14 protein-coding genes and 1 pseudogene are annotated in these 17,216 nt (G+C 63.8%); 7 read left to right on the forward strand and 8 right to left on the reverse strand.

What is annotated here, in order from left to right:
* Positions 1–8: 8 nt before the first annotated feature.
* From ntrC to hflX, 5 genes are all read left to right on the forward strand, one after another.
* Complete coding sequence (ntrC, locus tag ACZXDY_RS07840) at positions 9–1,451, forward strand: nitrogen regulation protein NR(I) (RefSeq protein WP_028165642.1); 1,443 nt, start codon at positions 9–11, stop codon at positions 1,449–1,451.
* Between the two features lie 189 nt (positions 1,452–1,640).
* Entirely contained in the window at positions 1,641–4,013 is a 2,373-nt protein-coding gene (locus ACZXDY_RS07845; protein ID WP_464345071.1) for a sensor histidine kinase, read from the forward strand.
* Between the two features lie 16 nt (positions 4,014–4,029).
* Positions 4,030–5,400, forward strand: a complete 1,371-nt coding sequence (gene ntrX, locus ACZXDY_RS07850) for a nitrogen assimilation response regulator NtrX (protein ID WP_028165644.1) — start codon at positions 4,030–4,032, stop codon at positions 5,398–5,400.
* Positions 5,401–5,661: 261 nt separating this feature from the next.
* Positions 5,662–5,910, forward strand: coding sequence for an RNA chaperone Hfq (hfq, locus tag ACZXDY_RS07855; protein ID WP_027578348.1), 249 nt, complete (start codon positions 5,662–5,664; stop codon positions 5,908–5,910).
* A gap of 11 nt (positions 5,911–5,921) precedes the next feature.
* Complete coding sequence (gene hflX / locus ACZXDY_RS07860) at positions 5,922–7,304, forward strand: GTPase HflX (protein ID WP_464345072.1); 1,383 nt, start codon at positions 5,922–5,924, stop codon at positions 7,302–7,304.
* Positions 7,305–7,382: 78 nt separating this feature from the next.
* On the opposite strand, the gene mazG is transcribed toward hflX, so the two are convergent.
* Positions 7,383–8,213: a nucleoside triphosphate pyrophosphohydrolase gene (gene mazG, locus ACZXDY_RS07865; protein ID WP_464345073.1), complete on the reverse strand. Its 831-nt coding sequence runs from the start codon at positions 8,211–8,213 to the stop codon at positions 7,383–7,385.
* Between the two features lie 127 nt (positions 8,214–8,340).
* On the opposite strand from mazG, the gene queC reads away from it, so the two are divergent.
* The gene (gene queC, locus ACZXDY_RS07870) at positions 8,341–9,057 is read left to right on the forward strand and encodes a 7-cyano-7-deazaguanine synthase QueC (protein ID WP_464345074.1); all 717 of its coding nucleotides are present in this window, start codon (positions 8,341–8,343) and stop codon (positions 9,055–9,057) included.
* Here the strand turns inward: queC and ACZXDY_RS07875 are convergent.
* Genes ACZXDY_RS07875 through nthA form a run of 3 tightly spaced genes read right to left on the reverse strand, consistent with a single transcriptional unit; the run spans position 9,054 to position 10,719 of the window.
* Entirely contained in the window at positions 9,054–9,434 is a 381-nt protein-coding gene (locus ACZXDY_RS07875; protein WP_464345075.1) for a nitrile hydratase accessory protein, read from the reverse strand. The two genes, queC and ACZXDY_RS07875, sit on opposite strands and share 4 nt — an antisense overlap.
* The gene (gene nthB, locus ACZXDY_RS07880) at positions 9,434–10,093 is read right to left on the reverse strand and encodes a nitrile hydratase subunit beta (protein WP_028165649.1); all 660 of its coding nucleotides are present in this window, start codon (positions 10,091–10,093) and stop codon (positions 9,434–9,436) included. The genes ACZXDY_RS07875 and nthB overlap by 1 nt, the downstream gene beginning before the upstream one ends.
* Complete coding sequence (gene nthA, locus ACZXDY_RS07885) at positions 10,090–10,719, reverse strand: nitrile hydratase subunit alpha (protein WP_464345105.1); 630 nt, start codon at positions 10,717–10,719, stop codon at positions 10,090–10,092. Before nthA ends, nthB begins: the two co-directional genes overlap by 4 nt.
* A gap of 81 nt (positions 10,720–10,800) precedes the next feature.
* Here nthA and ACZXDY_RS07890 point away from each other — a divergent pair, with 81 nt between their 5' ends.
* Complete coding sequence (locus ACZXDY_RS07890) at positions 10,801–11,607, forward strand: enoyl-CoA hydratase/isomerase family protein (protein WP_464345076.1); 807 nt, start codon at positions 10,801–10,803, stop codon at positions 11,605–11,607.
* 9 nt (positions 11,608–11,616) lie between these two features.
* On the opposite strand, the gene ACZXDY_RS07895 is transcribed toward ACZXDY_RS07890, so the two are convergent.
* The 4 genes and pseudogenes from ACZXDY_RS07895 to ACZXDY_RS07910 all read right to left on the reverse strand — a co-directional run bounded on the left by ACZXDY_RS07895 (position 11,617) and on the right by ACZXDY_RS07910 (position 17,007).
* A complete protein-coding gene (locus ACZXDY_RS07895) occupies positions 11,617–11,958 on the reverse strand; it encodes a hypothetical protein (RefSeq protein ID WP_464345077.1) in 342 nt (113 codons plus the stop codon).
* A 97-nt stretch (positions 11,959–12,055) separates the two neighbouring features.
* Positions 12,056–13,183 (reverse strand): ABC transporter permease, encoded by a 1,128-nt coding sequence (locus ACZXDY_RS07900; protein WP_464345078.1) that lies wholly within the window; start codon positions 13,181–13,183, stop codon positions 12,056–12,058.
* A 4-nt stretch (positions 13,184–13,187) separates the two neighbouring features.
* Positions 13,188–15,919 (reverse strand): annotated as a pseudogene (gene rbbA / locus ACZXDY_RS07905) (ribosome-associated ATPase/putative transporter RbbA).
* Positions 15,916–17,007, reverse strand: a complete 1,092-nt coding sequence (locus ACZXDY_RS07910) for an HlyD family secretion protein (RefSeq protein ID WP_464345079.1) — start codon at positions 17,005–17,007, stop codon at positions 15,916–15,918. The pseudogene rbbA and the gene ACZXDY_RS07910 overlap by 4 nt, the downstream one beginning before the upstream one ends.
* Positions 17,008–17,216 lie beyond the last annotated feature (209 nt).

The following is a 17,216-nucleotide window of genomic DNA, read 5'->3' on the forward strand; positions in this document are numbered from 1 at the left end:
GAAAGACAATGCCCGCAGGTAGCATTCTCGTCGCTGATGACGACACCGCCATCCGCACGGTTCTCAACCAGGCTCTGTCACGCGCCGGGTACGAGGTGCGGTTGACCGGCAACGCGGCGACGCTGTGGCGCTGGGTCAGCCAGGGCGAGGGCGATCTCGTCATCACCGACGTGGTGATGCCCGACGAGAACGCGTTCGACCTATTGCCGCGGATCAAGAAGATGAGGCCGAACCTGCCCGTCATCGTCATGAGCGCGCAAAACACGTTCATGACGGCGATCAGGGCTTCCGAACGCGGCGCCTACGAATATCTGCCGAAGCCGTTCGACCTGAAGGAGCTGATCACCATCGTCGGCCGAGCACTCGCCGAGCCGAAGGAGAGGGTGACGAGCGCCGCCGACGACTCCGAGTTCGACTCGATCCCGTTGGTCGGCCGCTCGCCGGCGATGCAGGAAATCTACCGCGTGCTGGCGCGGCTGATGCAGACCGACCTCACCGTGATGATCTCGGGCGAGTCCGGCACCGGCAAGGAACTGGTCGCTCGTGCGCTGCACGACTACGGCAAGCGGCGGAACGGCCCCTTCGTCGCCGTTAACATGGCCGCGATCCCGCGCGACCTGATCGAGTCGGAATTGTTCGGCCATGAGCGCGGCGCGTTCACCGGCGCCAATACCCGCGCCTCGGGCCGCTTCGAGCAGGCGGAGGGCGGCACCCTGTTCCTCGATGAGATCGGCGACATGCCGATGGAGGCGCAGACCCGGCTGCTGCGCGTGCTGCAGCAGGGGGAATACACCACCGTCGGCGGACGCACCCCGATCAAGACCGACGTGCGCATCGTCGCCGCCAGCAACAAGGATTTGCGGATACTGATCCAGCAGGGCCTGTTCCGCGAAGACCTGTTCTTCCGCCTGAATGTGGTGCCGCTGCGGCTGCCGCCGCTGCGCGAGCGGATCGAGGATCTGCCCGACCTGATCAGGCACTTCTTTGCGCTCGCTGAGAAGGACGGTCTGCCGCCGAAGAAGCTCGACGCCCAGGCGCTGGAGCGGCTGAAGCAGCACCGCTGGCCCGGCAACGTCCGCGAGTTGGAAAACCTCGCACGCCGGTTGGCGGCGCTTTATCCGCAGGATGTGATCACCGCGTCCGTCATCGACGGCGAACTGGCCCCGCCGGCCGTCAACTCCGGCGGCAACACGCCGCACGGGGTGGACAATCTCGGCGGCGCGGTCGAGGCCTATTTGTCCTCGCACTTCTCCGGCTTCCCGAATGGCGTGCCGCCGCCGGGGCTCTACCACCGCATTCTCAAGGAGATCGAGGTGCCGCTGCTGACGGCCGCGCTCGCGGCCACCCGCGGCAACCAGATCCGCGCCGCCGACTTGCTCGGCCTCAACCGCAACACGCTGCGCAAGAAGATCAGAGACCTCGATATTCAGGTCTACCGGAGCGGGGGCTAGCCCCGATCCGTCATTCCGGGACACGGTGACGCGAACCCGGAATGACGAAACTTCCCGACAAGGGCTGTGGAACCCTGTTCATTCCTGAGCAGGCGCCGCGGAAATGTCGCAATTCGGCAACATTGTGATATGATTGCATCAGTCCGCTCGATCAGTGGACGTTGAGGCCTTCAGTTCATCCTTGCCGGAATGACCAGCCCAGAGACCACGGCCCAGCCGTTCGATCCATCGCGTACCGAGAAAAGGGGACTGCCGCTTGCGAAGTGGCTGGCGCCCTTTGCGATCGCGGTTGCGCTTTTGTCGGCGTTCCTGACCTTCGTGGTGCTGACGGGGCTGACCCCGATCGAGCCGACCAAGCACGTCGTCTATTCATTCCTGCTGATCAACGCAGGCACGATCCTGCTGCTCCTCGGGATCATCATCCGCGAAATCTGGCAGGTAATTCAGGCCCGGCGCCGCGGCCGTGCGGCGGCGAGGCTTCACGTCCAGATCGTCAGCCTGTTTTCCATCATTGCGGTGTCGCCTGCGGTGGTGGTCGCGATCGTCGCCAATGTCATGCTCGATCGCGGCCTCGACCGGCTGTTTTCGGGACCGACGCGGGTAGCGATCCAGAATTCGGTGACGATCGCCGGCGCCTACATGCAGGAGCATGCGCAGCTCATCCGCGGCGACGTTCTGGGGATGGCAAACGACCTCGCCCATGCAAGGCCACTGTATGACCAGGATCGCATGACGTTCTTGCAGCTCCTGACGGCGGGCGCGGCGGCGCGTAATTTGCCGGTTGCGCTGCTATTGGACAAGGACGGCAACGTCCTCGACAGCGCGGATACCGGTAGTCGTCTGAACTACGCACTGCCACCGCTCGAAATTCTCAAGAACATCAACGAGACCGAGCCGGAAATCTCGGTTTTCCCCGAAAGCTATGTCGCGTCCGTGGTCCGGCTGCGGGCTTATGACGACACGTTCCTGTACGTGGCGCGTCTGCTTGATCCGACCATCGTTGCCCAGCTCAAGCAGACCCAGGCCAGCGCTGCCGAATATGCCGCGATCGAAGCGCAGAGGCTCGGCATCCAGGTGACCTTCGCGCTGGTGTTTGCGGTGATTGCGCTGACCATTCTGGTCGCGTCGGTGCTGATCGGGCTCAATTTCGCCAACTGGCTCGTGTCGCCAATCCGCAGTCTGATGAGCGCCGCCAATCAGGTGTCGACCGGCGACCTCAACATCCAGGTTCCGGTCCATAGATCGGAAGGCGATCTCGCCCAGCTCGGGCAAACCTTCAACAAGATGACGCAGGAGTTGCGGACCCAGCGCGATGAACTCGTCAATGCCAGCGAACTGATCGACAGCCGCCGGCGCTTCATCGAGGCCGTGCTGTCATCGGCCAGCGCCGGCATCATCGGCGTCGATCCGTCCGGCAGCGTCGGCACCCTCAATCGCTCGGCGGAGAAGCTGATCGGCCACGCCGAATCGGAGACCTTGGGTCATCCGCTCTCGGACGTGCTTCCCGAGCTTGACGAGATGATGAAGACGGCACGGGAGGGCACCCAGCGGCTGGTCCAGGGCCAGATCACCATCACGCGCGACGGCCACGAGCGCAATTTGTCGGTCCGCATCTCCGCCGAAAAGACCAGCCACTCCTGGGACAATTACATCATCACGCTCGACGACATCACCGAACTGGTCTCGGCCCAGCGCACCTCAGCCTGGGGCGATGTCGCCCGCCGTATCGCGCATGAGATCAAAAATCCGCTGACCCCGATCCAGCTCTCGGCCGAACGCATCCGCCGCAAATTCGGCAAGACCATCACCGAGGAGAAGGACAAGTCCATCTTCGAACAATGCACCGACACCATCGTGCGCCAGGTCGACGACATCAGGCGCATGGTCGACGAATTCTCGCGCTTTGCCCGCATGCCGAAGCCGGTGATGGAGGGCGAGGACGTCGCCGACACCGTGCGACAGGCGGTGTTCCTGATGAAGGTCGCGCACCCCGAGCTCGATATCGAGGCCGACATCAAGCAGGACCCGATGCGGGCGCAGTTCGATCGCCGGCTGATCTCGCAGGCGCTGACCAACATCATCAAGAATGCGACCGAAGCGATCGAGCAGGTGCCGCCGGAAGAGCTGGGCAAGGGGCGGATCGACGTCATCGCGCAGCGCGAGGGCGAGGAGATCATCATAGACGTGATTGACAACGGCATCGGTCTGCCGAAGGTCGCGCGCGCGCGTCTGCTCGAGCCCTATGTCACGACGCGCCAGAAGGGCACCGGGCTCGGGCTTGCGATCGTCGGCCGCGTGCTCGAAGACCATGGTGGCCGCATCGAGCTCAAGGATGCTTCCGACTTCCGTCCCGGCCAGCGCGGTGCCTGGATGCGGCTTCGATTCGCCGTCTCCGGCCAGCCGCCGAACGCGGGGACCAAGGAGCCGCCTCCGGCGGCCGGCTCCGAGTCGCAGCAGTCAAGCGCGCGGGACGAAGAAAAAAATCCGCCGGCGTCCGCGACCAGCGACCCGGCATCCACGACCAATATCCAAGCGAAAATCCAAGCAGCGACAGGCGACTGACAGGCAGGTGTAACCCATGGCAAGTGACATTCTGATTGTCGACGATGAAGCAGACATTCGCGACCTCGTTGCCGGCATCCTCGAAGACGAAGGCTTTTCCTCGCGCACCGCGCGCGACAGCGATTCGGCGCTGGCGGAGATCGCCAACCGTCGCCCGCATCTGGTCTTCCTCGACATCTGGCTGCAGGGCTCCAAGCTCGACGGGCTGCAGCTCCTGGAGCAGATCAAGAAGGACAATGCCGACCTGCCGGTGGTGATGATCTCCGGCCACGGCAACATCGAGACCGCGGTCGCTGCGATCAAGCGCGGCGCCTATGACTTCATCGAAAAGCCGTTCAAGTCGGACCGGCTGATCCTGGTCGCGAACCGGGCGCTGGAGAATTCGCGCCTCAAGCGCGAAGTGAAAGAACTCAAGCAACAAGCTCCAACTGCAAGCATTTTGACCGGCCGCTCCGCCTGCATGAACCAGTTACGCCAGACCATCGAGCGCGCCGCCAAGGCCAACAGCCGCATCCTGATCGTGGGGCCGGCAGGCTCCGGCAAGGAGCTGGTGGCGCGAACGCTGCACCAGGCATCGAGCCGCGCCGACGGCCCGTTCGTCGTCATCAACGCGGCTGCGATCACGCCCGAGCGGATGGAGGTCGAGCTGTTCGGCGTCGAGGCTTCCAATGGTGAGCAGCCGCGCAAGCCGGGCGCCCTGGAAGAGGCGCATGGCGGCACGCTGTTCATCGACGAGATCGCCGATATGCCGCGCGAAACCCAGAACAAGATCTTGCGCGTGCTGGTCGACCAGACGTTCCAGCGCTCCGGCGGCACCGCAAAGGTCCATGTCGACGTGCGCATCATCTCTTCCACGGCGCGCAACCTGGAGGAGGAGATCGCGGCCGGCCACTTCCGCGAGGATCTCTACCATCGCCTGTCGGTGGTGCCGATCCGGGTGCCGCCGCTGTCGGAGCGTCGCGAGGATATTCCCGAACTGATCGACTATTTCATGGACCAGATCTCGGCGGCGACCGGCCTGCCGAAGCGGCAGATCGGCCAGGACGCGATGGCGGTGCTGCAGTCCCATGTCTGGCCCGGCAACGTCCGCCAGCTCCGCAACAATGTCGAGCGGGTGATGATTCTGGCCGGCGGCGGCCCCGAGGCGATCATCACCGCGGACATGCTGCCGCAGGACGTCGGCTCGATGGTGCCGGCGATGCCGACCAGCAGCAATGGCGAGCACATCATGGGATTACCGCTGCGCGAGGCGCGAGAGGTATTCGAGCGCGACTATCTGATCGCCCAGATCAGCCGGTTTTCCGGCAATATCTCGCGCACGGCGGAGTTCGTCGGGATGGAGCGCTCCGCGCTCCATCGCAAGCTCAAGGCCTTGGGGGTCGGCTGAGCCAACCGGTCGCAGATCCATGCAATTAACTGGGAATGATCGCTTTTTTCCCCATGCTTTTGCGGCAATTGCCGATTCTTGTTCATGGGTGGCGCGTCAACCGGCTTGCCTAATGGGCGGGCCTGCCCTCTAATCCTACCGCCGAGCCTGTCAGAGGGGGAACTCAGGACAGGCCGGCAACCGGCGAAAGGCTCCGTCAGAGGGCTCCAACCGGTTCCAACATTCCAATAAAAAGAACCACAAGACGGCGGGACAACAAAAATGGCGGCAGACCGCGCTCAAAATCTACAAGACACCTTCCTAAATCATGTTCGTAAGACCAAGACGCCACTGACGATCTTTCTGGTGAATGGCGTTAAACTGCAGGGCATTGTCACCTGGTTTGACAATTTCTGCCTTTTACTCCGGCGCGACGGTCATTCGCAGCTTGTCTACAAGCACGCGATCTCGACCATCATGCCGGGCGCACCGATCCAGTTGTTTGAAGGCGGTGAAGATACACAGGGTTGAGAGTGAACTGATTGGAGCCCCGTAATCGTGAAGGGGCCGCCGACCGGCCACGGTTGGCGGAGGGAATTGAGACGGGCCGGGTGATTGTCGTCGGCCCGTACATGCGCATGCGCCGCGGCGAGGCCGAGGCGCAAACGGAGGCTTTTGTCCGCGATTTCGAAGGGCGGATCGAGGAGGCGGCCGGGCTTGCGCGCGCCATCGACCTTGCGGTGATCGACAGCGTGATCGCTCCCGTCAGCCAGATCAGGCCGGCGACCTATCTCGGCAAGGGCAAGGTCGAGGAGATCACCGGCCTCGTCGCCAGCCACAACATCGAGCTCGTGGTGATGGATTGCGCGCTGTCGCCGATCCAGCAGCGCAACCTCGAGAAGGCCTGGAACACCAAGGTGCTCGACCGCACCGGTCTGATCCTGGAGATCTTCGGCCGCCGCGCCAAGACCAGGGAAGGCGCGCTGCAGGTCGAGCTCGCGCATCTCAATTACCAGCGCAGCCGGCTGGTGCGGTCATGGACCCATCTGGAGCGTCAGCGCGGCGGCTTCGGCTTCATGGGCGGCCCCGGCGAAACCCAGATCGAGGCCGACCGGCGGCTGATCAGCGAGCGCATCACCAAGCTCGAAAGCGAGCTGAAGAAGGTTCAGGCGACGCGGCGATTGCACCGCGCCGGCCGCCAGCGCGTGCCGTACCGCGTGGTGGCGCTGGTCGGCTACACCAATGCCGGCAAGTCGACGCTGTTCAATCGGCTGACCCGCGCCGATGTCCAGGCCGCCGACATGCTGTTCGCGACGCTCGATCCGACCTTGCGCGCGCTGCATCTGCCGCATGGCGGCAAGGCGATGCTGTCTGATACCGTCGGCTTCATCTCCAACCTGCCGACGCAGCTCGTCGCGGCATTCCGCGCCACGCTGGAAGAGGTGCTGGAAGCCGATCTCATCCTCCACGTCCGCGACATCTCGCATGAGGATGCCGAGGCCCAGGAGCGCGACGTCGAGGCGGTGCTGCGCCAGCTCGGGATCGATCCCGATGCCGACGGCGGCCAGCGCATCATCGAAGTCTGGAACAAGATCGACCGCTTCGATCCCGAGGAGCGCGCGAACTTGCGCAACATCGCCGCTCGCCGTCCGCCGGAGCGGCCGGCTTTCCTGGTCTCCGCCTGGAGCGGGGAGGGCGTCGACGAACTGCTCGCCGCGATCGAGGATCGGCTGGCGGCAAAGCGCATGACGCTGGACCTGTCGATCGATGCCTCCGACGGCGCCGGCATTAGCTGGCTGCACCGCAATTCCGAAGTGCTCGACAAGAAGCTGCATGACGGCCGCTTTGATATGACCGTGCGCGTCGACGAGACCAAGCGCGATATCGTCGTGTCACGCTTCGATGCCGTGCCGCATGTGATGTGAGCGGAAGCCCCGTAGCCCGGATGGAGCGCAGCGCAATCCGGGACCGGTCGAGCCAAACGCAAGAACCCCGGATTTCGCTTACGCTCTATCCGGGCTACGGGCACCTTTCGCTTCGTTCCACAGCGCATCCATCTCTTCGAGAGATGCGTCTTGCAGCGAACGCCCCTTCGCCTCAAGCGCGCGCTCGATATAGGCGAAGCGGCGCTCGAATTTGGCGTTGGTGCCGCGGAGTGCGGTTTCCGGATCGGCGCCGACGTGCCGCGCGAGATTGACCACAGCGAATAGGAGGTCGCCGGTTTCTTCCGCCAGTTCATCGGCATCGGCCCCGTCGAGCGCGGCCTCGATCTCGTCAGCCTCCTCGCGGATTTTCTTCAACACCGCGCGCGGATCGTTCCAGTCGAAGCCGACGGTCGAGGCCTTGCGCTGCAGCTCCATCGCGCGCGTGAGGGCAGGCTGGCCGGCCTTGACGCCGGCAAGCAACGATTTGTGCCCGGCCTCTTCCGGCGGCCGGCGCGCCGCACGCTCGGCCTTCTCCTCGGCCTTGATGCGATCCCAGGCTTCCTTGACGTGGGAGGGGGCGAGATTGCCGTCCTTGTCGGCGAACACATGCGGATGCCGCCGGATCATCTTCCTGGTGATCGCCTCCACAACGTCGCCGAACGCAAAGGCGTTCTGCTCCTCCGCCATGCGGGCGTGGAACACGACCTGCAGCAGCAGATCGCCGAGTTCTTCCCTGAGATCGTCGAGATCGCCGCGGGTGATGGCATCCACCACCTCATGGGCTTCCTCGATCGTGTAAGGGGCGATGGTCGCAAAGTTCTGCTCGAGGTCCCAGGGGCAGCCGGTCACCGGCGTGCGCAAGGCGGCCATGATCTCGATGAGGCGTGAAATGTCGCGGGAAGGGGTCATGCGGCCACCAGAATTCTGCTTGTCCCGCTTTATGCCGTAAGCGACCGGCCGATCCGAGCGGAACACGCTGAAATATGCCGATTTCCACCGGTTGGCCGCCATTGCTGGCGGTGCTAAAGCGCGCACCATGAGTGAAGATTTATCGTCCGAAACCGCGCTGGTGCTGTTCTCCGGCGGCCAGGATTCCACCACCTGCCTTGCCTGGGCGCTCAAGCATTTTGCGCGCGTCGAAATGCTTGGCTTTGCCTATGGGCAGCGCCACGCGATTGAGCTCGAATGCCGGGAGGGGCTAGTTTCCGGCATCACAACACTGCGGCCGGACTGGGCTTCAAAGCTGGGCGAGAGTCACACGCTGGAAATCCCGACGCTCGCCGAAATTTCCGACACCGCGCTAACACGTGACGTCGCGATCGCGATGGGCGCGGACGGCTTGCCCAATACTTTCGTGCCCGGCCGCAACCTCGTATTCCTCACCTTCGCAGCCGCGCTGGCCTACCGCCGCGGCATCCGCCACATCGTCGGCGGCATGTGCGAGACTGACTATTCCGGTTATCCCGATTGCCGCAACGAGACCATCAAGGCACTGCAGTCCGCGCTCAGCCTCGGCATGGCCAAGGATTTCGAACTGCACACGCCGCTGATGTGGCTGAGCAAGGCCGAAACCTGGAATCTCGCTCATGAACTCGGCGGCACCGGCCTGGTCGACCTGATCCGTGAGCACTCCCATACCTGCTATCTCGGCGACCGCGGCGCGCCGCACGACTGGGGCTACGGCTGCGGCGAATGCCCGGCGTGTACGCTGCGGGAGAGGGGATGGCGGGAATATGCGGCCGCCCAACGCTAGCCCGCAAAATCCTCCGGCCGCAGTTCGATCGGCTTGCCGTGCGGGGTGCGGTCGGCGGCATGGTCCCAGGCGTCGCGGTAGCGGTGGAGGGTGTCGGCAGTGGCGACGCCTTTTTCGGCGACGAGATGTTCCAGCGTCGCGAGCCAGTGGCGATAATAAGTCTCGCCGGTGTCGGGATCGCCTTCCGCCTGTGCGCGCTTGATCTGGTCGGCGAGGGCTGCGGCCCATTCGTTCCAGGTGAACAAGCCGCGCTCGTGCAGCGTCAGCGCCATCGCAAAAGCCTGCGCTTCCCAGGGTTCGCGGAACACCGGGCCGTCATCGTCGCGCGGGATGCTCGGGACGGCGGCGGTAGCGCGCGCGGCTGCGGCGCTGTCCATCACACACGCTCCAGATATGGCTCGAAGGCGTCGACCGAAATCTTGACGGTCGGATCGGACTCCGGGCCCCACAATTCCGTCCCGTCGAACACCACGGTGTAGAGCCACTGCGGGTTCTCGCCGGCTTCCATTGCGGCGGAGTCCGGAAACACGTGACAGCCATGGTCGCGCTCGACCACGCCGACATGGCCGCGCACATAGCGGGGCAGCCGCGTGTGCGTGAGGGGGTGGATGTTCTTCGCGCGCACCCTGTCGCCTGCCTTGAACTTTGCGGGCGCCGGCGCCGTGCGGCCGAACTTGCCGCGCACCATCACGCGCTCGACGTCATCGAGCTCGAATTTGCCATGCTTGAGCGCCTTTGGCGGCTGCACCGCGTGGCCCGTTGCGACTTCGTCTTTTGCGATGAACCCCTTGTCCAGCAAGAGGTCCTCGAGCCCGAGCAGCCACTTCGTGTAATAGCAGCTCGCGAGATAGATGTGCGGCGGCAAGGCTTCGCGATAATAGCGGGAGGTGTCGATGTTGAAGGCGCCGGCCGCGCCCATCGCGCGCACCATCGCCATCACCCGCGCTTCCCATGCGGCATGGAACATCGGCTCGTTCGGCTCGGGCTCGACCTTGCCGAACCCGTCCATGCCGCCCATGTCGTGCACGCCGTTCATGATGGCGCTCCCGGCCGCCTCGGGAACCCGGTGCCGATCATGGAATCGCGTGTCACGAGGTCCGCAAGCTGCGCCTCGCTCCAGCCCTCGGTGCCTTCGGGCCGCATCGGCAGCACCAGGAAGCGCGTCTCGGCGGTCGAGTCCCACACCCGGATTTCGGTCACCTTCGGCAGCGTCACGCCGAAATCGGCGAGCACGCCGCGCGGATCCTTCACGGCGCGCGAGCGATAAGGCGCGGCCTTGTACCAGACCGGCGGCAGGCCGAGCATTTCCCAGGGGTAGCAGGAGCACAAAGTGCACACGACCATGTTGTGACGCTGCGGCGTGTTCTCGACCACGACGAGATGGTCGCCGACGCGGCTGACATGGCCGAGCGTGCCGACAGCCTTGCTGCCGTCTTCGAGCAGCGCCTGCTTGAATGCAGGATCGGTCCATGCCTTGGCGACAACCCGGGCACCGTTGTGCGGGCCGATCCGGGTCTCATAGGCCTGGATGATGGCGTCCAGCGCGGCCGGCTCGACATAGCCCTTCTCGGTCAGGATGGTTTCGAGCGCGCGCACGCGCAACTCGGTCTCGGACAGTTCCGAATGGTCGTGGTCGTGATGATGATGGTCGTGATCGCTCATGGTGGCGAAGATAGGCGAAGAATCCGGGGGATGTCGAGGCATAGAGTCTGCTAGCATTTCGGTCATGACAGGGAGGCAATCGTGGCAGAATACATAAAAATCGAAAAAGGCCTTGGCCCGGAGGGCCGCATCGCGGTCGTGCGCTTCGACCGCGGGGACGGCATCAATGCGCTGTCGCCGGAAGCGCTGCGCCAGCTCACCAATGCGGCCCGCAGCTTCGAGGATGACGGCGCGACGTCCGTCGTCGTGCTCACCGGCGGCGCAAAATCCTTCAGCGCCGGCTTCGATCTCAAGGACGCCGAAGGCCGTTCGCGTCGCACCATGGACATCGGTACGCTGCGCCGCCATCTGAAACTGGGGCCGCGGCTGACGCGGGCCTGGCAGGACATGGAACAGGTCACGATCGGCGCAATCGAGGGCTTTTGCATCGGCGGTGGCGTGGCGCTGGCGGTTGCGCTCGACTTCCGCGTCATGGCGCGCGATGCCCATATGCGTGTGCCCGAGATCGGGCTCGGCATGAACATGAGCTGGCAGAGCGTGCCGCGCATGCTGCATCTGATGGGACCGGCACGGACCAAGCAGGCCGTAATCCTCGCCGACGACCGCATCTCCGCCGCGGAGGCCTATGAATGGGGATTGGTGGAGCAGGTGGCCGAGCCCGGCAAGGCGTTTGAGGCCGCCATGACGCTTGCGACAAAGATCGCGGCGCAGCCGCCGATCTCGGTCGCCATGACAAAGCTCACGGTCAACCGCCTCGCGCACGCGCTCGATGATCTGGCTAGCCATATGGATGTCGATCAGTTCGCGCTGGCAAGCGAGACCGAGGATCACAAAGAGGGCGTGGCGGCATTCCTGGAACGGCGGAAACCGCGGTTCAGGGGGCGATAGCGCTTCGGGCTACTTTCGCGCTCCCGTCGTAGCATGCGCGTCAGCGGCCATTTCGAGGCAGGTCTGGAGCTCGACATAGCTCGGCGTGCCGTCGATGCTGGACTCGCTGATGCATGCCGCCTTGTCCTTCGCCGTGAACTTGCTCCACTGCCCAGCCACTTGCGTCCGCGCCTGCTCTTCGGCCTTCGTGCAGGACGCCAGGGTCTCTCCGATCCCTACCGTCTCAGCCGTCTCTGCTTTGCAGATTTTGGCGATGTCAAATTTCGGCACCGCGTCCGCCGCGCGCACATCGTGTGATGCTGCAATTGAAGCGGCCGCGCCGAGCGCGGCAAAAATGATGAATTTGCGCATGTTCGACCTCCGGTCACATCAATCATCATTAGACAAGCTCGTTCGATGTTGACGAAGATCAAGCCGGCGGCCCAGCACGTGAACGTGATCGTTATGACTAGTTCGAGGCCGAGCTGAGCGTGGACCGGAAACGCAGCAGCGACAGCACCAGGAACAGCGAGGCGATGCCGGCGACGGCAAGGAATTGCGGCCACACCACATCGAGGCCGGCGCCGCGATAGAGGATCGCCTGCGCGAAGGACACGAAGTGGGTCGAGGGCGACGCCTGCATCACTGTCGCAAGCCAGGGCGGCATGCTCTCCAGCGGCGTGGCGCCGCCGGACAGGACGTTCATGGGAACGGCGACCAGCATGTAGAGCAGGCCGAGCTGCGGCATCGACCGCGCAACAGTGCCCAGGAACAGCCCGATCGCGGTCGCGAAGAACAGATAGAGGATCGCTCCAAACATGAAGAGCGGGATCGAGCCGGCAATCGGGATCTGCAGCAGCAAGCGGACCACCAGATAGAGCGACAGGCCGACCGCGACCGCAATGACGAACCCGTTGGCCCAGATTTTCGACATCGCGATCTCGAACGGGCTCAGCGGCATCACCAGGAGATGGTCCATCGTGCCATGCTCACGCTCGCGTACCAACGCAGCACCGGCGAGGATGATCGCGAGCATGGTGACGCTCGAGATGATGCCCATGACGCTGGAGAACCAGGCCGTCATCACGTTGGGATTGAACGCGATCCTGGCCGCCAGGTTGACTGGCGATTCCGGCACGCGTTCCACCTGCGACACGAACTGAGCAATCTCGGTATTGATGATCTGTTGCGCGTAGCCCGATCCCAGGCCGGCCTGGATCATCGCGGTGGCGTCGACATTGATCTGCAGTCCGGGCTGGCGGCCCGCCAAGACGTCGCGTTGGAAGTTTGGGGGAATATCGATGACGAAAGTGTATTTGCCGGTATCCATCAGATGTTCGATATCAGCTTGCGCGATCGCCACCGGCTCCTTGAAATAGGGCATCAGGAACGCATGCGTGATCCGGCGGGACAATTCCGAATGGTCTTCGTCGACCAGCCCGATCGAGGCATGAAACACTTCCTGTGAATTGCTTTGCGCCTGACTGATGACGGCAAGCGAGAATGAGTAGATCACGAACCCGAGCAGCACCCAGTCGCTGAAAAAGCTGCGCAGCTCCTTGGTGCCGAGCCAGACGATGTTGGAGAGGGAGCGCATCGTCTCAGCGCTCCTGCTTGGGGAGCAGCATCATGCTCAGCGCCGTCAGCACGGGGACGAAGACGAGCAGCATGAGGATGCTCGAACCGAGATCGGCAAGGCCCAGGCCCTTGGTGAAGGCGCCGACGCTGATCGGGCGGTAATAGCTCATCGGAAAGCAAAGGCCGATAAGCTGCGCCGAACCGGAAAGCGAAGAGACGGGCGTCATCATGCCCGAGAACTGCTGGGCTGGCAGGATGGTGAGGATCGCGGTGCCGAACAGCGCGGCGATCTGGGTCGTGCAGAAGGTCGAGATCAGCATGCCGTAGCCGGTCGTCGTGAAGACGTAGATGACCGTGCCGGCCAGCAGCGCTACAAACCTGCCCTTCAGCGGCACGTTGAATATGAAGACCGCCATCGCGAACATGATAATGAAATTGATCAGCGCGACGGCGACGTAAGGAAGCTGTTTGCCGACGAGGAATTCCAGCCGCGTCACCGGCGTAACGTAAAGGTTGGTGATCGAGCCGAGCTCTTTCTCGCGAACGACCGCAAGCGCCATCAGGATGGCCGGGAACAGCGCGAGCATCATCGCGAGGGTCGAAGGCACCATGGCGTAGATGCTGTCAAAATCCTGGTTGTACTTGAACCGGACCTCGATATTGGCGGGCAGGGGCCTTGCCGCCTGCGTCGTGTTCAGCACGGGATCGCTCAGATAGAGCTGGTGCATCCCCTGCAGGTAACCCCGAATGGTTGCGGCGCGGAACGGCATGGCGCCGTCGATCCACGCGGATACGTAGGCCGTCCGCGCTTGATGTCGAGGCCGAAGTTTGGAGGAATCTCGATGCTGGCCGAGATGTCGCCGTTCTTCAGGCGACGATCGAGATCGGCATAGTCGGTCAGCGGAGGCTTTTCGAGGAAATAGGGCGATCCTCTCAGCTCCGACAGATAGGCACGGCTTTCGGGCGTCTGGTCGCGATCGAGCACGGCAAAGCTGAGATTGTTGACGTCGGCCGAAATGCCGAAGCCGAACACGATCATCAGGAGCGCGGTGCCGAACAGGGCGAACATCAGCCGGATGCGATCGCGCATCAGCTCAAGGCCCTCGCGGATGGTATAGGCGAACAGCCGCCGAAAGCTGAAAAAGGAGCGTCTGCTTTCGCGGCCGGCGGTCTTGTCCGGTTCGGCTTGCGGCTGGTCGAGAGTCACGGTGGATGCCGTGCCCGGCGTTTCCCGTTCGAGGAAGCTGATGAACGCATCCTCCAGGCTCTTGGCGTTTCTCGCCTTGATCAATCCGGCCGGCGTGTCGGAGGCAAGCACGCGTCCTTCGTGCATCAGCGACAGCCGATCACAGCGCGCCGCCTCGTTCATGAAATGCGTCGACACGAAAATCGTCATGCCCTGATTGCGCGACAGGTCGATCAGGAGCTGCCAGAACTGGTCGCGCGCCAACGGGTCGACGCCGGAGGTCGGCTCGTCCAGGATCAAGAGGTCCGGCTTGTGGACGACGGCGACCGCAAGCGACAACCGCTGCCTGATTCCGAGCGGGAGCGACGAGGCGAGGTCATCGAGATAGTCGGCGAGGTCGCATTTCTCGATCAGCTCCGCGATGCGTGCCTCCGCAAACGCCAGAGACAGGTGAAACAGCCGCGCGTGCAGGACAAGGTTCTGGCGAACCGTGAGTTCCCCGTAGAGGGAGAAGGATTGCGACATGTAGCCGACACGGCGGCGTGCTTCGAGGTCGCCGGCGCGCAGCACTTCGCCGAAGATCAGCGCCTCGCCCTCGGACGGCGGCAGCAGCCCGGTGAGCATCTTCATCGTGGTCGTCTTGCCCGATCCGTTCGAGCCGACAAAGCCAAAGATCTCGCCGCGGCGGATCGTGAAATTCACACGGTCGACGGCGGTGAAGTCGCCGAACCGGCAGGTCAGGTCCTTGGCGACAATGACGGGCTCGGCGTGACCGTCGAGCGGCGGACCGATCGGCTTTTCGTTGCCGGCACGCTGTCGATGCGGGAGCAGGGCAACGAACGCGTCTTCGATCGAGTCGGTGCCGGTTTGCTGTTTGAGGTCGGACGGCGAGCCGGTCGCGAGAATCTTTCCCTCATTCATCGCCATCAGCCAGTCGAAACGCTCGGCCTCTTCCATATAGGCGGTGGCGACGAGCACGCTCATTTTCGCCGTGCGATCCCTGATACGGTCGATGAGATCCCAGAACTGGCGGCGCGACAGCGGGTCGACGCCGGTCGTGGGCTCGTCCAGGATCAGGAGATCGGGATCATGGATCAGCGAGCAGCACAGCCCGAGCTTCTGCCGCATGCCGCCCGACAGCTTGCTGGCCGGCCGGTCGGCGAACGGCGCAAGCCCGGTGCTTTCCAGGAGCTCATTGATGCGCCACTCGCGCTCCTTGCGCGACTGCTCGAACAGCCGCGCGAAGAACTCGACATTCTCCTTAACGCTCAGGTCGGGATAGAGATTCTTGCCCAGCCCTTGCGGCATGTAGGCGATGCGCGGACAGATCAGGGCGCGCTCGGCGGCCTTGGAGATGTCGGTGCCGAGCACGGCGACCGCACCCTCCTGGATCTTCCGCGCGCCGGCGAGGATCGCGAGCAGGGAGGATTTGCCGACGCCGTCGGGTCCGATCATGCCAACCAGGCGTCCGGCGGGAATGTCGGCCGATATGCAGTCGAGCGCCGTCACCGAACCGTAGCGATGGGAGAGGGCGCGAACGACGGCGACCTGATCGTCGCTGCCATTCATGGCGCAGCCTGCAGCGTCGTCGGCCATGCAACTGCGGAATCCCAGCGGACATAGGCGACACCGGGAAGGCCACTTCTGACCGCGTCCGCATGCGCAAGCAGGCGTTCCGGGTCGATGCGGACCCGAATGCGGAACATCAGCTTGTCGCGCTCGGTCTTGGTCTCGACCGTCTTCGGCGTGAACTGCGCCTGGCTCGCGACGAACGAGACCTTCGCGGGGATCGGATGATCGGGGTAGGCGTCGAGAACGATGCGTGCGTCAGCGCCGACCTTCACCTTGCCGGCTTCCGTCGTCGGCAAATAGAGGTCCATGTAGACATAGGTCAGATCCAGCATCGTGAAGACCTTGCCGCCGGCCGCGAGGACTTCGCCGATATTGGTAAGGCGGTACTGGATCCGGCCCGCCTTCGGCGCCACCAGCGTGTTGTCGGCGATCTGCACCCTGTAGAGACCGGCATCGTGCTGGGCGGCCTCCAGCGCATGTTGGGATTCGAGCACCCTGGCTTGTGCCGCAGCGAGCGCGCCATTGGCGGCGTCGAGCTGTTGCTTGCGCTGGTCCAGCAATTCCTTGGTGGCCCAGCCATTCTTGAACAGCGATTCAGTCCGCTGGTTCTCCTGCTCGGCGAGGGTCTTCTGCGCCTGCTGCTGGGTCAGCACGGCTTCGGCTTCCTCGATGGCGCGCTGTGCCTGCCGGCCCTGCGCAACCGACTTAGAAAGCGATTGCTCGAGATCGCGGGTATCCATCCGCGCCACGACCTGTCCGGGCGCAACCATGTCGCCGATATCGGCGAGCAGCTCGTGCACGCGTCCGGCATATTTGGTGCTGATGTCGATTTCATCGGCTTCGATACGGCCGTTGCCGACGCTGATGCCGACAGGCAGCGGCGGATGCATTTGCTTCCAGATGTAATAACCGCCGCCACCGGCGCCTAGCGCAGCGAGGAGGAGCGCCACCGTGATCCGCAAACCGCGCCGTTTGCCGCTTGGGCGGGCCGGCACAGGCAGATGCGAGGCGGGCGCAGGCGCGGGCGAATGAGACGCATCGCCGGCTTGCGCGCCTCCTTTGATCTCTTCGATTTGATCTTGCATCGGTCAGTGCCTTTGGTTGCAGAGCTTGTCTGCAATCTTGCACCGCCGCATCCGCGGGCTGTTGACGTAACGCAAATTCTGGCGAACGCCGGTCCCGCGAGCCGTGTTCCAAGTAGGTTCCGAGCGACCGGCACATCAATGCGCGCGACAAAGTTGATTTCGCTCAACCCGCACCGCCGCGAATGCCCCATGCTCTGTCCAATTGCGCA

It is taken from the genome of Bradyrhizobium sp. LeoB3, assembly GCF_055456055.1.

Excerpts from the sequence above, each read along its gene's own strand:
- ntrC (WP_028165642.1), top strand. The coding sequence starts at position 9 with ATGCCCGCAGGTAGCATTCTCGTCGCTGATGACGACACCGCCATCCGC.
- ACZXDY_RS07845 (WP_464345071.1), top strand. The coding sequence starts at position 1,641 with ATGACCAGCCCAGAGACCACGGCCCAGCCGTTCGATCCATCGCGTACC.
- ntrX (WP_028165644.1), top strand. The coding sequence starts at position 4,030 with ATGGCAAGTGACATTCTGATTGTCGACGATGAAGCAGACATTCGCGAC.
- hfq (WP_027578348.1), top strand. The coding sequence starts at position 5,662 with ATGGCGGCAGACCGCGCTCAAAATCTACAAGACACCTTCCTAAATCAT.
- mazG (WP_464345073.1), bottom strand. The coding sequence starts at position 8,213 with ATGACCCCTTCCCGCGACATTTCACGCCTCATCGAGATCATGGCCGCC.
- queC (WP_464345074.1), top strand. The coding sequence starts at position 8,341 with ATGAGTGAAGATTTATCGTCCGAAACCGCGCTGGTGCTGTTCTCCGGC.
- ACZXDY_RS07875 (WP_464345075.1), bottom strand. The coding sequence starts at position 9,434 with ATGGACAGCGCCGCAGCCGCGCGCGCTACCGCCGCCGTCCCGAGCATC.
- nthB (WP_028165649.1), bottom strand. The coding sequence starts at position 10,093 with ATGAACGGCGTGCACGACATGGGCGGCATGGACGGGTTCGGCAAGGTC.
- nthA (WP_464345105.1), bottom strand. The coding sequence starts at position 10,719 with ATGAGCGATCACGACCATCATCATCACGACCACGACCATTCGGAACTG.
- ACZXDY_RS07895 (WP_464345077.1), bottom strand. The coding sequence starts at position 11,958 with ATGCGCAAATTCATCATTTTTGCCGCGCTCGGCGCGGCCGCTTCAATT.
- ACZXDY_RS07900 (WP_464345078.1), bottom strand. The coding sequence starts at position 13,183 with ATGCGCTCCCTCTCCAACATCGTCTGGCTCGGCACCAAGGAGCTGCGC.
- ACZXDY_RS07910 (WP_464345079.1), bottom strand. The coding sequence starts at position 17,007 with ATGCAAGATCAAATCGAAGAGATCAAAGGAGGCGCGCAAGCCGGCGAT.